General features: G+C 73.3%; 15 protein-coding genes. 12 read left to right on the top strand and 3 right to left on the bottom strand.

What is annotated here, in order from left to right; all coding sequences use genetic code 11:
* Positions 1 to 20 precede the first annotated feature (20 nt).
* Together AB0G59_RS16460 and AB0G59_RS16465 are read left to right on the top strand one after the other, a co-directional pair.
* Complete coding sequence (locus AB0G59_RS16460; RefSeq protein WP_360912081.1) at positions 21 to 746, top strand: futalosine hydrolase; 726 nt, start codon at positions 21 to 23, stop codon at positions 744 to 746.
* Positions 743 to 1,594 (top strand): 1,4-dihydroxy-6-naphthoate synthase, encoded by an 852-nt coding sequence (locus tag AB0G59_RS16465; RefSeq protein WP_360912083.1) that lies wholly within the window; start codon positions 743 to 745, stop codon positions 1,592 to 1,594. The genes AB0G59_RS16460 and AB0G59_RS16465 overlap by 4 nt, the downstream gene beginning before the upstream one ends.
* A 36-nt stretch (positions 1,595 to 1,630) precedes the next feature.
* On the opposite strand, the gene AB0G59_RS16470 is transcribed toward AB0G59_RS16465, so the two are convergent.
* Entirely contained in the window at positions 1,631 to 2,014 is a 384-nt protein-coding gene (locus AB0G59_RS16470; RefSeq protein ID WP_190064580.1) for a cold-shock protein, read from the bottom strand.
* Positions 2,015 to 2,249: 235 nt separating this feature from the next.
* On the opposite strand from AB0G59_RS16470, the gene AB0G59_RS16475 reads away from it, so the two are divergent.
* A complete protein-coding gene (locus tag AB0G59_RS16475; protein WP_071961776.1) occupies positions 2,250 to 2,495 on the top strand; it encodes a hypothetical protein in 246 nt (81 codons plus the stop codon).
* Here AB0G59_RS16475 and AB0G59_RS16480 read toward each other — a convergent pair.
* On the bottom strand, positions 2,465 to 3,136 hold the full coding sequence (locus tag AB0G59_RS16480) for a haloacid dehalogenase-like hydrolase (RefSeq protein ID WP_360912087.1): 672 nt from the start codon (positions 3,134 to 3,136) through the stop codon (positions 2,465 to 2,467). The two genes, AB0G59_RS16475 and AB0G59_RS16480, sit on opposite strands and share 31 nt — an antisense overlap.
* A 134-nt stretch (positions 3,137 to 3,270) precedes the next feature.
* Here AB0G59_RS16480 and AB0G59_RS16485 point away from each other — a divergent pair, with 134 nt between their 5' ends.
* Genes AB0G59_RS16485 through AB0G59_RS16495 form a run of 3 tightly spaced genes read left to right on the top strand, consistent with a single transcriptional unit; the run spans position 3,271 to position 6,208 of the window.
* Positions 3,271 to 4,302, top strand: a complete 1,032-nt coding sequence (locus AB0G59_RS16485; protein WP_360912089.1) for an iron ABC transporter permease — start codon at positions 3,271 to 3,273, stop codon at positions 4,300 to 4,302.
* The gene (locus AB0G59_RS16490; RefSeq protein WP_360912091.1) at positions 4,299 to 5,393 is read left to right on the top strand and encodes an iron chelate uptake ABC transporter family permease subunit; all 1,095 of its coding nucleotides are present in this window, start codon (positions 4,299 to 4,301) and stop codon (positions 5,391 to 5,393) included. The genes AB0G59_RS16485 and AB0G59_RS16490 overlap by 4 nt, the downstream gene beginning before the upstream one ends.
* Positions 5,390 to 6,208: an ABC transporter ATP-binding protein gene (locus AB0G59_RS16495; RefSeq protein ID WP_360912093.1), complete on the top strand. Its 819-nt coding sequence runs from the start codon at positions 5,390 to 5,392 to the stop codon at positions 6,206 to 6,208. The genes AB0G59_RS16490 and AB0G59_RS16495 overlap by 4 nt, the downstream gene beginning before the upstream one ends.
* A gap of 50 nt (positions 6,209 to 6,258) precedes the next feature.
* Here the strand turns inward: AB0G59_RS16495 and AB0G59_RS16500 are convergent, their stop codons facing one another.
* Positions 6,259 to 7,224, bottom strand: coding sequence for a hypothetical protein (locus tag AB0G59_RS16500; protein WP_360912095.1), 966 nt, complete (start codon positions 7,222 to 7,224; stop codon positions 6,259 to 6,261).
* A gap of 190 nt (positions 7,225 to 7,414) precedes the next feature.
* Between AB0G59_RS16500 and AB0G59_RS16505 the strand changes: the two genes are divergently transcribed.
* The 6 genes from AB0G59_RS16505 (at position 7,415) to AB0G59_RS16530 (ending at position 13,601) form a co-directional block, all read left to right on the top strand.
* The gene (locus tag AB0G59_RS16505; protein WP_360912097.1) at positions 7,415 to 9,862 is read left to right on the top strand and encodes a helicase C-terminal domain-containing protein; all 2,448 of its coding nucleotides are present in this window, start codon (positions 7,415 to 7,417) and stop codon (positions 9,860 to 9,862) included.
* Between the two features lie 103 nt (positions 9,863 to 9,965).
* A complete protein-coding gene (locus AB0G59_RS16510) occupies positions 9,966 to 10,718 on the top strand; it encodes a DUF6879 family protein (RefSeq protein ID WP_360912100.1) in 753 nt (250 codons plus the stop codon).
* Positions 10,715 to 11,557 carry a helix-turn-helix transcriptional regulator gene (locus AB0G59_RS16515; RefSeq protein ID WP_360912103.1) on the top strand — a complete coding sequence of 281 codons (843 nt, stop codon included), beginning with the start codon at positions 10,715 to 10,717 and terminating at the stop codon, positions 11,555 to 11,557. The genes AB0G59_RS16510 and AB0G59_RS16515 overlap by 4 nt, the downstream gene beginning before the upstream one ends.
* A 124-nt stretch (positions 11,558 to 11,681) precedes the next feature.
* Positions 11,682 to 12,158 (top strand): hypothetical protein, encoded by a 477-nt coding sequence (locus AB0G59_RS16520; RefSeq protein ID WP_360912105.1) that lies wholly within the window; start codon positions 11,682 to 11,684, stop codon positions 12,156 to 12,158.
* Between the two features lie 76 nt (positions 12,159 to 12,234).
* The gene (locus tag AB0G59_RS16525) at positions 12,235 to 12,909 is read left to right on the top strand and encodes a class I SAM-dependent methyltransferase (protein ID WP_360912107.1); all 675 of its coding nucleotides are present in this window, start codon (positions 12,235 to 12,237) and stop codon (positions 12,907 to 12,909) included.
* 23 nt (positions 12,910 to 12,932) lie between these two features.
* Positions 12,933 to 13,601: a hypothetical protein gene (locus tag AB0G59_RS16530; RefSeq protein WP_360912108.1), complete on the top strand. Its 669-nt coding sequence runs from the start codon at positions 12,933 to 12,935 to the stop codon at positions 13,599 to 13,601.
* The last annotated feature ends 8 nt before the right edge of the window (positions 13,602 to 13,609 follow it).

The raw sequence follows: 13,609 nt of genomic DNA on the forward strand, positions 1-13,609 counted from the left end.
GCACCGTGGCCCCCTCGCGGATGCGCGTCCTGATCGTCGCCGCCGTCGCGGCGGAACGCGACGTCGTCACGGCCGCCTGGCCGGAGACGACGGAGATCGCCCTGCCCGGCGCGGTGCTGCGCCGGGCCCTGCCGGGCGGTGACGGCGGCCCGGTGTTCGACGTGCTGGCGGCCGGTGTCGGTCCGGGCGCGGCGGCGGCCGGGACGGCCACGGCGCTGACGGCCGCGGCGCTGGCGGGCGAGCCGTACGACCTGGTGGTCTCGACGGGCATCGCGGGCGGCTTCGCGCCGGGCGTGCCGGTGGGTTCCGTGGTCGTCTCCGACGCGATCGTGGCCGCGGACCTGGGTGCGCAGTCGGGTGCGGGCGGTTTCCTGTCCGTGGCGGAGCTGGGCTTCGGCACGGTCGCGCACGAGGTGCCCGAGGCGCTGGTGCGACGGGTGGCCGGGGCGACGGGCGCGCTGCGCGGCGAGGTGCTGACCGTCTCGACGGCGACCGGCACCGCCGGGCGGGCCGCGGAGCTCGCGGAGCGTCATCCGCGGGCGGTGGCCGAGGCCATGGAGGGTTTCGGGGTCGCGGAGGCGGCCCGGGCGCACGGCGTGCCCGCGCTGGAGCTGCGTGCGGTCTCCAACGCGATCGGCCCGCGCGACAAGGACGCCTGGCGCATCGGCGAGGCGCTGGGCGCGCTCTCGGGCGCCTTCCGCAAGCTCGCCGCAGCACTGACCGACGAATCCGAGGTGTCCGGATGAGCAAGCCGATCAAGATCGCCTATTCGCCCTGCCCCAACGACACCTTCGTCTTCGACGCCTGGGCGCACGGCCGCGTCCCCGGTGCGCCCCCGCTGGACGTCACGTTCGCGGACATCGACATCACCAACGCCATGGCCGAGCGCGGAGAGTTCGATGTACTGAAGGTGTCGTACGCGGTGCTGCCGTGGGTGCTCGAGGAGTACGCGCTGCTGCCCTGCGGCGGTGCCCTGGGCCGTGGCTGCGGCCCGCTGGTGCTGACCAACGAGGCCCAGCGGCCGGCGGACCTGGCGGGGAAGACCGTCGCGGTCCCCAGCGAGCGTTCGACGGCGTATCTGCTGTTCCGGCTGTGGGCGGCGACCGAGGTGCCGGGCGGTGTGGGCGAGGTCGTCGTGCTGCCCTTCCACGAGATCATGCCGGCCGTGCGCGACGGCAAGGTGGACGCCGGTCTGGTCATCCACGAGGCGCGGTTCACCTACCGCGACTACGGCCTGAGCTGCCTCGCCGACATGGGCGAGCACTGGGAGGACACCACCGGGCTGGCCATCCCGCTGGGCGCGATCATCGCCAAGCGGTCGCTGGGGGCCCCGCTGCTGCGGGAACTGGCCGAGGCTGCGCGCGCATCGGTGCGGATGGCCTGGGACGACCCGGAGGCCTCCCGTCCGTATGTGCTGGAGCACGCGCAGGAGATGGACCCGGCGGTCGCGGACCAGCACATCGGGCTGTACGTCAACGAATTCACGGCCGGCCTGGGCGAGCCCGGCTACGCCGCGGTGCGGGGCCTGCTCACACGCGCCGCGGCCGAGGGGCTCGTACCGCCCCTCGGCCCGGACGCGCTCGCCTTCGTCTAGCGGGCCAAACTAGAGGCCCGTCACACCCGCTGCGGGCTAGACGTCCAGCTGGTCGGCCACCGCGCGCAGCATGCCCGCGATCTTGGATCCGTGTGCCTTGTCGGGGTAGCGGCCGCGCTCGAGCTGCTGGGTGACGTTCTCCAGGAGAGTGGTGAGGTCCTGGACGATGGAGGCCAGTTCATCGGGCTTGCGGCGCTGTGCGGCCGCGACCGACGGGGTGGGGTCGAGCAGCGTCACCGTCAACGCCTGGTCACCGCGCTGGCCTGCCACGACGCCGAACTCCACGCGCTGGCCGGGCTTGAGGGCGTCGACCCCGTCCGGGAGCACCGAGGAGTGCACGAAGACGTCTCCGCCGTCGTCGCGGGAGAGAAAGCCGAAGCCCTTCTCGCTGTTGAACCACTTGACCTTGCCGGTAGGCACGTCTGTCCTCGTCCTCGTGTCTTGTCGGATACCGAAAAACCGAAAAATCTGCAATCAATTGACGACAGAAAAAACAGCTCTGGATAGCACTACAGCGGGCCGCAAGACCCGCTACCCCCAAGGCTAATGGTCCCGGGCCCGGTGACAAGACGTCCTCGGGTCGTACCTCTGCGCGTCCGATCTGTTCGTGGTCATCCGGCAGCCATACCGCCGCAGGGGGATCTACCCTGGTCAGGTGAGTAGCGAAACGCCCCGAGCCGGGGATCTGCTGGTACGGACCGGAGCCATCGTCTTTCTGGTCGGCGCTGTGGCCACCCTGGCCACGGTGGCCCCGCTGTTCCTCGGCGCGGATCCGCTGCCGCCCGCGGCGTACTTCGTCTGCATGCTGATGGGCGTCGGCTTCGTCGTCGCCGCGGCCGGGGTGCTGCGCTCGATCGCCGAGCAGCGCCGTCAGGCCCGCGAGGCGAGCTCGGCGGCGTAGTAGCCGCGCAGCCAGGCGGGGAAGTCCATGAGGCCGCCGGGCAGGACCACATCCGCCCCGGCCGCGCGCAGTTCCTCCGCGTCGCAGGGACCGGTGGGCACGGCCACGGACAGCGCGCCCGCGGTGCGTGCACCGCGTACGTCCCCGACGTGGTCGCCGACGTAGACGGCGGCGCCGTGCTCGCGCAGGGCCACGGCCTTGCCCTCGGCCCATAGTCCGCCGACGAGCTCGTCGGGCTCGATGCCCAGGTGGTCGAGGTGGAGCCGGGCGTTGCGCGGGAACTTGGCGGTGACGACGATGGCCCGCCCGCCCAGCTCCCGGACGGCGGCCACGGCCTCCCGGGCGCCCGGCATGGCGGGCGAGCAGGCGATGCCGTGCGAGGGGTAGGCGGCGAGGTAGATCCCGGCGGCCTCCTCGACCTTCTCCTCCGGGAACCAGTTGCGCAGCTCGTGGGTCAGCGGCGGCCCGAGCCGGCTGACGACGAGGTCGATGTCGATGTGGGCGCCCGTGGCGGCGACCAGCCTCTCGTAGGCGGCTCTGATGCCGGGGCGGGAGTCCACCAGCGTCAGGTCGAGGTCGAAGCCGACCGTGAACCGGTGGTCCGTGCGCGGCAGCGGGTCCGTACGCGGTGCTGAGGTCATGCGCCACATTGTGCCGCTCCCCCCACCCGTACACTTAGCCTCGCCTAACCCGAGGCCCATTCCAGCCACGGCAGCAGGATCCGGCCGGATCCCGTGGCCGGGGCTTTCTTGTGCCGCCCGCCGAAGTGGAAGCGATGTCTACCGCCGTCCCGATCAGCAGCCCCGGATCGTCCCTGGTCCGCCGCCGCGTCGGCTGGACGGCGGCCGCGGTCGCCGCCCTGCTGGTCGCGGTCCTGCTCAGCCTCGCCGTGGGCAGCCACCCCGTGGCACCGTCCCAGGTCCTCGACGCCCTGCTGCACGACGGGACGGACAAGGCGACCGTCATCGTGCGCAGCATGCGGCTGCCCCGCACGCTCATCGGCGTGATGGTCGGCGCGGCCCTCGCCATGGCCGGGACGGTCATGCAGGGCATCACCCGCAATCCGATCGCCGACCCCGGCATCCTCGGCATCAGCCAGGGCGCCTCGCTGGGCGTGGTCCTGGCGATCGCGGTGGCGGATCTGCACACGCTGAGCGGCTATGTGTGGTTCGCGTTCGTGGGGGCCGCCGTCGCCGGCGTGGGCGTCTACGCGATCGCCTCGCGCGGCCGGGGCGGGGCCTCGCCGCTGAAGCTGGCGCTGGCCGGCGCCGCGATCAACGCGCTGCTGGTCTCCGTCATCTCCGGCGTCCTGACCACGAAGGCCTCGGCGCTGGACGAGTTCCGCTTCTGGCAGGTCGGCTCGATCGCCGGGCGGGACGCGGACATCGTCGGCCAGATCTGGCCGTTCCTGCTGGTGGGCACCGTGATGGTGCTGTCGGTGGCGCGCGGTCTGGACGCGCTCGCGCTGGGCGACGACGTCGCTAAGGGGCTGGGGCAGAACGTGGCGCTCGTCCGCATCGTCGGCGGGCTGGGCGCGACGGTCCTCACCGGCGTCGGCGTCGCGGCCGCGGGCCCGATCGTCTTCCTCGGCCTGGCCGTGCCGCACATCGCCCGCGCGATCGTCGGCAACGACCACCGCTGGGTGCTGCCGATGGCCGCGCTCGTCGGCCCGGTGATGCTGCTGGGCGCCGACGTCGCCGGCCGGGTGGTCTACGACGGCAGCGAGGTGCCGTCCGGTGTGATGACCGCACTGATCGGCCTGCCCTTCCTCGTCACGCTGGTCCGCCGCAAGGCGGTGGCGGCGTGAGCGCGATATCGACAGCGACGGCGACAGCGACGGCTCCGGCTCCGGCGAAGGGAGCGCGTCCCGCCGGGTACGCGCTGGTCCGGGCCGGGCGGAGCTCCTTCCTCGTGCACCGCCGGGGCGCGGCCGTCGCGCTGGGCCTGGCCGTGCTGCTGGCCGGCGTCTGCCTGCTGTACCTGTGCACGGGCAAGACGTGGACCGCGCCCGGCGAGGCGCTGAAGGTGCTGTTCGGGCAGCCCTCCCCGGAGGAGCTCACCGTGGGCACCTTCCGGCTGCCCCGGATGACGGTGGGCCTGCTGGCGGGGGCGGCCTTCGGCGTCGCCGGTGCGCTCATCCAGACCGTGGCCCGCAACCCGCTGGCCAGCCCCGACATCATCGGCGTGAGCCAGGGCGCGAGCGCGCTGACGGTCGGCGCGATGACCTTCGGCGTGACCTCGTACGCCACGCTGCCCTATCTGTCCGTGGCCGGCGGTCTCCTGGCGGCGGCGCTCGTCTACGCCTTCGCCTGGCGCGGCGGGCTGCAGGCCGCCCGGTTCGTCCTGGTCGGCATCGGCTTCGCGGTCGCGCTGCGCTCGGTCACCCACCTCTTCCTGACCAAGGGCGACTACCTGGTCGCCCAGCAGGCCAAGGTCTGGATGACCGGCTCGCTCAACGCGCGCGGCTGGGACGAGGCGGCCCCGCTGGCCTGGACCCTGCTCGTCCTGGCGCCGTTCGTGTGCTGGGCGGCGCGGGCGCAGCGCACGGTGTCCATGGACGACGACACGGCGACCGCGCTCGGCGTACGGCTGGACCGGGTGCGGGTCGGGCTGGCGCTGCTGGGCGTCGTCCTCGCCTCCGTCGCCACGGGCGCGGCCGGCCCGGTGGACTTCGTGGCGCTGCTCGCCCCGCAGATCGCCCGCCGCATGACGCGCACCGCGCAGATCCCGCTGCTGTGCTCGGCGCTGGCGGGCTCGTTCATCGTCGTCACCGCCGACCTGCTGGGCCGCAAGCTGTTCGAGCCGACCGAGCTGCCGGTGGGCGTGCTGACCGCCGCCGTGGGCGCCCCGTACCTGATCTGGCTGCTCGTCCGCGGCCGCACCGGAGGAAGAGCGTGAGCACGACCGACGTCCTGGCGGCGAGCCGCCTCACCGCCCGCGACCTGACCCTCTCCTACGAGGACCGCACGGTCGTGGACGGCCTCGACCTGGACATCCCGGACGGCGAGGTCACGGTCGTCGTGGGTCCCAACGCGTGCGGGAAGTCGACGCTGCTGCGCGCGCTGGGCCGGCTGCTGAAGCCGGCGCGGGGCACGGTCCTCCTCGACGGCGAGGAGCTGGCCCGGATCCCGACGCGCCGGATCGCCCAGTCGCTGGGCCTGCTCCCGCAGACGCCCGTGGCGCCGGAGGCCATCACGGTGGCGGACCTGGTCGCCCGCGGCCGGCAGCCGCACCAGCGCTGGTGGCAGCAGTGGTCGGAGGCCGACGAGCGGGCGGTGGCGGACGCCATGGCCCGTACGGACGTGTCCGCGCTCGCCGACCGCCCGGTGGACGAGCTCTCCGGCGGCCAGCGGCAGCGCGTATGGATCGCGATGGCGCTCGCGCAGGAGACCGATCTGCTGCTCCTGGACGAGCCGACGACCTATCTGGACATCTCCCACCAGGTGGAGGTCCTGGACCTGGTCCGCCAGCTCAACCACGAGCGGGGGCGGACGGTGGTGGCGGTGCTGCACGACCTGAACCAGGCGGCGCGGTACGCGGATCATCTGGTGGCGATGAAGGCGGGGCGGATCGTGGCCCGGGGCCGGCCGGCGGATGTCGTCACGGCGGACCTGGTGCGCGAGGTCTTCGGCCTCGACTCGGTGGTCGTACCGGATCCGGTGACGGGCAGCCCCTTGGTGGTGCCGGGGAGGCCGTGGGAGCCAGCTCAGTAATCGGGGCTCCGCCCCGGACCCCGGTCCTCAAACGCCGGACGGGCTGAAATTCAGCCCGGCTTCCGCGCCCGCCACAGTACGAACGCCGCCGACGCCACCGCCGCCACCTTCACCACCACCGGCAGCGTGTCGGAGAGCGCCGCCCCCATCTCCCCCTGCGGTATCGGCTCGCCCCACCGCCCGTTCACCCGGCCCCACAGCCACACCAGGCCGCCCGCCACCACCAGCCCCGGCACGCCCAGCACGGCCAGCTTCGACTCCGTCTGCGTGAGGCGGCGCGTCACATAGGCCAGGGCCCAGCCGGCGACGAGCACGAGCCAGTTGCCGATGACGGCGCCGACCACGAGCAGGATCGCGATCAGCAGGAGCAGCGGGCTCATGGGGACACCGGAGCGCGAGCGCCAGAAGCTGAAGCGGCGCCCGCCGGACCCGTCAGCCGGCTCGTCCTCGGACTGCTCGGGCTGCCCGGACTGCTTCGGCTGCCCGGACTGCTTGGGCTGTTTGGACTGCTTGGGTTCCTGCGGCTTCTCGAGCCGCTTCTCCGCCGCGGCCGGGGCCACGGCCTTGCCCGCCGCCGCCTTCCGTGCCGCCTCCGGGGGCCTGAGCATGTCGGGGATCTCGATGCCGCCGACGAATCCGTGCACCTCGTCGCCGCCCACGAACGGTCCGGGCTCCAGCCCCCACCCCTCCGGGACCTCGCCGCCGTGCGGGCGCAGCTCCTCCTCCGTGGCCAGGTGCGGCGGCAGCGCGCGGACGGGGGCGGGAGCCTCGTCGTTCCGGCGTTGCACGGGCACCCGGCCCGTCTCGGCGGCGGCCGCCCCCAGGGCGTCGTCGGCGCCGGCGACCGCCTCGGCGGGGGTGCCCAGCCCGTCGAGGATGCGCTGGACGGCGGTGGGGGTGTCGGCCCCCTCGGCCGCCCGGCGGCGCTCGATCTCGGCGCGCAGCCGGGAGACCAGGCGCATGCGGTCGCCCGAGGTGAGGGACTGTCTCTGGGCGAGGTCCCCGACCCTGCTCAAATAGTCGTAAACAAGCTGATCGCTCTCGATCCCCACCGGAACCCCCAAGACCGCACGAGCCGTCGAACCCCACCGAAGGTACCCGGTTCCCGCTCACGGGTCTTCGGGCACGGGGCAAGCCGGGAGCCAAGCGGGGCCAAGGCGGGCCGAAGCCGGGGCCGGCCGGCACGGACCCGGTACCGTAAGCAGAATGACCACTTCGCGGGAGACCGGAAGCACCGCCGGCAGCGGCAGCGCACCGCGCACGCTCGCGGAAGAGCTGCGCACGCGTCCCGACGACGCCCTCGCGGGCCTGTTGCGGGCGCGGCCCGACCTGCTCAATCCGGTGCCCGGCGATCTCACCCAGCTCGCCACCCGGGCGTCCACCCGGGCCTCGGTGGTCCGTGCGCTGGACCGGCTGGACCGGTTCGCGCTGCAGGTCGCGGAGGCGCTCGCGGTGGCCCCGGACCCCTGCTCGTACGACACGCTTGCCGCGCTCATGACGGGCGACGCGAGCACGGAGGGCGCCGGTCCGGCCATCGCGGCCGCCCTGCCGCGGGCCGTGGCCGCGCTGCGCGAGCAGGCACTGGTGTGGGGCGGCGAGGAGCGGCTGCGGCTGGTGCGCACCGCCTACGAGCTGCTGGCGCCCAGTCCCGCGCACCCCTCCCCCACGGGTCTGGGGCCGACGGTCGCCGAGGCCACGGCCGGGATGTCGCCGGGCCGGCTGCAGGAGATCATCGCCGCGGCGGGGCTGCCCGCCACCCACGATCCGGTGACGGCCGTCGCCGCCCTGACCGGGCTGTTCGGCGACCGTACGCGCATGGCGGCGCTGCTGGCCGGGGCCCCGGCGGAGGCCACCGCCGTGCTCGGCAAGCTGGTGTGGGGTCCGCCGTACGGCACGGTCACCGCCGAACCCGCCGCGCACCTGCGCTGGCTGATGGACCGTGGCCTGCTGCTGTCCACCGGCCCCGGCAATGTGGCGCTGCCCCGCGAGGCGGCCCTGCATCTGCGCGCCGGGCGCGCGCACCGCGCCCCCGAGCCGGTGGCCCCGGAGCTCGCGCCCGTCACCGAGCACTCCGCGCGGCTGGTCGACGCGACGGCCGCCGGGCAGGCCTTCACGGCCCTGTCGACCGTGGAGGAGCTGCTCAAGGAGTGGGAGAGCGCGGGACCGCTGGTCCTGCGCGCGGGCGGCCTGAGCGTCCGTGACCTCAAGCGCGGCGCGAGCGCCCTCGACACGACCGAGGCGGCCGCCGCCTTCTGGGCCGAGCTCGCCTACGCGGCGGGGCTGCTGGCCTCCGACGGCGACGTCGACGAGCGGTACGCGCCCACCCCCGCCTACGACGACTGGCTGCAGCTGCCCGCCGAGCAGCGCTGGACGCGGCTGGCCGAGGCGTGGCTCGCGACCACCCGCACCCCGGGCCTGGCGGGCGAGAAGGACGCGAAGGGCCGCACGCTGGCGGCGCTGGGACCGGACCTGGACCGGGGCCCGGCCCCCGAGGTGCGCCGCCGGGTGCTGGCCCTGCTCGCCGAGCTGCCGGAAGGGGCGTCCGTCTCGGCGGACACGCTGCTGGCCCGGCTGCAGTGGGAGCGCCCGCCGCGCACGGCGACGGACGACCTCCGCTCGCGGCTGGCGCTGTGGGCGCTGGCGGAGGCGGACCAGCTGGGGCTGACGAGCCGGGGCGCGCTGTCCGGCCACGGCCGTGCGCTCCTGCTCGACCCGCCGGCCGCGGGCGGGGTGCTGGCCCCGCTCCTGCCCGAGCCGCTGGACCACGTCCTCCTCCAGGCCGACCTGACCGCGGTGGCGCCCGGCCCGCTGCGCCGCCCCCTCGCGCAGACCCTGTCGGTGCTGGCCGACATCGAGTCCAAGGGCGGTGCGACGGTCTACCGCTTCACGCCCGGGTCGGTGCGCCGCGCCCTCGACGCGGGCCGCACGGCCGCGGACCTGCGGGCGTTCCTGACCGAGCACTCCCGTACGCCCGTGCCGCAGCCGCTGGCGTACCTCATCGACGACGTGGCGCGCCGCCACGGCCGGCTGCGGGTGGGCGCCGCCTCCTCGTACCTGCGCTGCGACGACGAGGCGGTGCTGGCGGAGCTCCTCGCCGACCGCCGCTCGGCGCCGCTGCGGCTGCGCCGCCTGGCGGCGACGGTCCTGGCCGCCCAGGTCGCCCCCGACCTGCTCCTGGAGGGCCTGCGCGCGATGGGCTACGCCCCGGCGGCGGAGTCGGCGGAGGGCGACGTGGTCGTCACCCGCGCCGACGTCCACCGCACGCCCCCGCGCACGCCCCCCGCCCCGGTCCCGGACGGCCCGCCCGCCCCGGACACCACCCTCCTCGGCGCCGCCGTCCGCGCCATCCGCGCCGGCGACCTGGCCTCCACCACCCCCCGCAAACAGTCCCCGACCACCACCCCCACCACCGGCGGCCTCCCCCGCACCACGTCGGCCGACACCCTGGCCACGGTCCAGGCCGCCGTCCTGACCGGCGAGGCCGTATGGATCGGCTACGTCAACGCGGACGGCGCCGCCAGCCAGCGCGTCATCGCCCCCATCCGCGTGGAGGGCGGCTTCGTCACGGCGTACGACCACACGGCCGACGAGGTCCGCACGTATCCGCTGCACCGCATCACGGGGGTGGCGGAGCTGGCGGACGACGTGGTGTGACGGAACGTCAGCCATCTGCGCGAATAATCGAGAATCACGCCGGACAGATCCCGCTGGACGGTCCCATCCTGGTCGGGACCAGTCCGGCGAGAGGAGAGCGGCGATGGCTCGGCGACTCCGCTTCATCGGTACCAACTCCGGCAACGACGGCTGTCCGACACTGTATGAAGACCTGGACACCGGAGAGGTCCTGGTCCAAGGGGACGCGGTGACCGACCCCGACGACGTGGCCCAGCTCCGTGACGTCAAGGACGGTGAGGGGTTCGTCGTGGTGCCGCGCGTACTGTTGGCGGACTTCGCTCCGAGGGAGGTCGACCGGGTGCCCGTGATGATTGACTTCGACGAGTTCGGAGGGATGTTCCAGACGTTCGAGCACACCGCCTGGCGCCTGGAGACCCGTCGCCGCTACCAGTCGGACGAGGAGACGGAGACGTACCGCCGGTTCGCTCGTGGCGAGGCCCCCGCATGGGACCTGGACGACCCGTGGTGTGTCTCGCGGCGCGAAGAGTCGTCATTGGGCAAACGGTTCGAGCGCGTCCGCGTCGTGGACAACCCGCCGACGTTGGGGCAGCGGTACCTGCTGGACAACGCGCGCCGGAACAGCGCCGTGGGCGAAGACATCCGCAATCTGTGGAGGGGCGACGCGGAGCGGCTGAAGCTCCCAGAGGAAGACTTCTGGCTCTTCGATTCACGCGTCGTCGCACGCCTCCACTTCGACGACGCGGACCGGATGACGGGCGTCGAACTCGTCACGGACCCCGTGGAGGTCGTACGCGCCTGTCAGGTCCGCGATGCCGCATGGCACCACGCCGTTCCATACGACACGTTCGGGAATCAGGTGCCTTCCACCGAGTGACCACAGACTTTCAGCAGGCCAGGTCCGCCCTCGGTGCACGACTCCGCGAGTTGCGCACCGAGCAGAGGCTTACCGGCAGGGAACTGGCGGACAGGCTGGGGTGGACTCAGTCCAAGGTCAGCAAGCTGGAGACTGGCCGCCAGACCGCGACGGCGGACGACCTTCTGGCGTGGGCACGGGGCACGGGGCGGCCCGAGGCGGCCGAGGAGCTGGTCAGCCGGCTCCGGTGCCTGGAGTCCCGGTCCCGCTCCTGGCGGCGACAGCTCGCCGCCGGACACAAGCCCGTACAGGACACGCTCACGGCCGAGTACGAACGTTCCACGACATTGAGGGCCTGGCAGAGCGCCATGGTCGTCGGCATGCTCCAGACGGCGGAGTACGCCCGTCATGTGATCTCGCGGTACAGGGATCTGCATCAGTCGGTCCGGGATACGGAGGAAGCCGTCCGGGCCCGCGTGAAGCGCCAGGAGATGCTGTACGAGCCGGGCAGGACGTTCCACATCGTGATGTGGGAGGCGGCATTGCATGCCCTGGTCTGCCCACCCCCGGTGCTGGCCGCACAGCTCGACCGGCTGAGTGGCGTACTCGGCCTCGACACCGTCTCCCTGGGCATCATCCCGTTCGGGGCACCCCTCAAACTCCCGCCGGCCAACGGTTTCTGGGTCTACGACGAGCGTCTGGTGATCGCGGAGGACTGGCACGCGGAGCTGTGGCTCGACGACGCGGAGAGCGTCGGCCTGTATCTCAAGGTGTGGCAGGCACTCGCCGACTCGGCCGTCTACGGCACCGACGCGCATCGCGTGATCACCCGGGCCCGGCGGGCCCTGAACACGGCCTGAGAATCACGCGGAAGCCCACCTCGCGACGGTCGAATATTCGCGAATCGGCGATTCCGCGCCCGTCTCCTCGCCCCTAGCTTGCTGCTCGTACAGCCGAGCACCATCCGACAGAGGAGGCAAGGCCGTGACCATCGTTGAGGAACGTGCCGCGATCGACGCGGGCACACTGATCAGCGCCGAGTTGCTGGAGACCCTCGCCGCCGACGTGCGCGCCAAGTACGACCACATCCCGGCAGGCACGGCGACGCGGGGCGTCGGCCAGATGCTGGCGTTCGTGGCCGCCGGCGCGGCCAGCGAGAAGCCGCTGAGCCCGTCCCCGCTGGTGGACGACTTCTGGCACGCGTTCATCCTGCGGACCAAGGCGTATGCCGACTTCTGCCAGGAGACGTTCGGGAAGTTCGTCCATCACCAGCCCGGGTTCCTGGATCGTGAGGAGCACGGCGGAGGCAAGGGACTGCGCGTCAGGACCGTGGAGGCCATCCAGGCGGCCGGGTACGCCGTCGACCTCGAGTTCTGGCCGGAGTTGGACATCGCCACCTGCTCGCAGTGCCACGCGAACTGCCACAACAGCCCGAAGCACAACGCCGCCAGGACCAGCTGACCAGCGCACAGGCACCCGGGCCGGCCGTACCCACGTGGTGCGGCCGGCCGCACCCACGAACACCACGGAGGAGCACGTGAGCGACACGACGGCGTGGGACACCTACGCCCGCAGGAAGCCCGGCGGCCGGCGGGAGAAGAACGCCAAGGGGGAGACCACCTGGTTCAACTGGACCCAGTACCCCGACCACGGCCCCGGCATCGAAGTGCTGGGCGAGAGGGCAGGCGCCTCCGTCCTGGAGTTGGGGTGCGGTACAGGTGGCAACCTCGCTCACGTCGCCACCGTCGGGCATCGCGCCGTCGGCGTCGACGTCTCCCCCGTCCAGCTCGACGCCGCCCGCGAGCGCTGGGGCGACCTGCCGGGTCTGGAACTGCACCAGCGCGGCGCACTCGACTTCATGAGCGGGACCGCCGAGCGCTTCGACGCCGTGTACTCCGTCTTCGGCGCCATCTGGTTCACCGACCCGGACCGGACGCTCCCCGCCATCCGGCAAGTCCTCAAGCCCGGCGGCGTGCTCGCCTTCTCCCAGCGGCCCCCGGTCGAAGGCTGCTACGGCTGCCAGGCGTCCTACATCAACCAAGCCGACGACCCCGACCCGCTGGTCGTCAAGCGCTGGGACTACACCCCCGACATGTGGGCCGACCGACTGAAGCAGCACGGGTTCCGCTACCCGCTGGCGAACGTGATCACCCCGCCCGACGGCTGGAGGACCGGCACGCTCCTCGTGCGGGCGCTGGCGTCCGGTGCCTGAGGCCGTACCCCACAATTGGACCCATGGCACTCACGCCCGAGCACCCGTCCGGCCTCCGGCACGAGGGGCTGCGCGCCCGCTGGCGGGAGACCGTGCGGCAGGTCCGTACCGTCGAGGAGCCGGATCCCGGCCCGTACGCCGACGATCTCCTCGCCCGCTGGTCCGAGCCGCAGCGCCGCTATCACACCGTCGATCACCTCGCCGCCGTCCTCGGCCATCTCGACACGCTCGCCGCCCACGCCGACGACATCGAGACCGTGCGCCTCGCCGCCTGGTTCCACGACGCCGTCTACCGCCCCGACCGCTCCGAGAACGAGGAGCGCAGCGCCCACCTGTGCGAGCGGGCGCTGCCCGAGCTGGGCGTCGACGCGGCCCGTACGGCCGAGGTCGCCCGGCTCGTGCGGCTCACGGTCAGCCACGATCCCGACGCCGGCGACCGGGACGGCGAGACGCTGTGCGACGCGGACCTCGCCGTGCTCGGCGGGACGCCGCAGGAGTACGCGGCGTACGCGGCGGCGGTGCGTGAGGAGTACGGCTTCGTGCCGGACGACGCCTTCCGCGCCGGGCGTGCCGATGTGCTGCGCCATCTGCTGGGGCTGCCGCGGCTGTTCCGTACGCCGCTGGGGCACGACCGCTGGGAGCTGCTGGCGCGCCGCAACCTCGCCACCGAGCTGGAGCTGCTCACCGCTTGAGCCGTCCC

It is taken from the genome of Streptomyces sp. NPDC021096 (assembly GCF_040641275.1).
In the GTDB taxonomy this organism is placed as follows: domain Bacteria; phylum Actinomycetota; class Actinomycetes; order Streptomycetales; family Streptomycetaceae; genus Streptomyces.

Coding starts and splice junctions, on each gene's coding strand:
- AB0G59_RS16510 (WP_360912100.1), top strand. CDS start 9,966: ATGGCTCGGCGACTCCGCTTCATCGGTACCAACTCCGGCAACGACGGC.
- AB0G59_RS16485 (WP_360912089.1), top strand. CDS start 3,271: ATGTCTACCGCCGTCCCGATCAGCAGCCCCGGATCGTCCCTGGTCCGC.
- AB0G59_RS16530 (WP_360912108.1), top strand. CDS start 12,933: ATGGCACTCACGCCCGAGCACCCGTCCGGCCTCCGGCACGAGGGGCTG.
- AB0G59_RS16465 (WP_360912083.1), top strand. CDS start 743: ATGAGCAAGCCGATCAAGATCGCCTATTCGCCCTGCCCCAACGACACC.
- AB0G59_RS16460 (WP_360912081.1), top strand. CDS start 21: ATGCGCGTCCTGATCGTCGCCGCCGTCGCGGCGGAACGCGACGTCGTC.
- AB0G59_RS16480 (WP_360912087.1), bottom strand. CDS start 3,136: ATGACCTCAGCACCGCGTACGGACCCGCTGCCGCGCACGGACCACCGG.
- AB0G59_RS16505 (WP_360912097.1), top strand. CDS start 7,415: ATGACCACTTCGCGGGAGACCGGAAGCACCGCCGGCAGCGGCAGCGCA.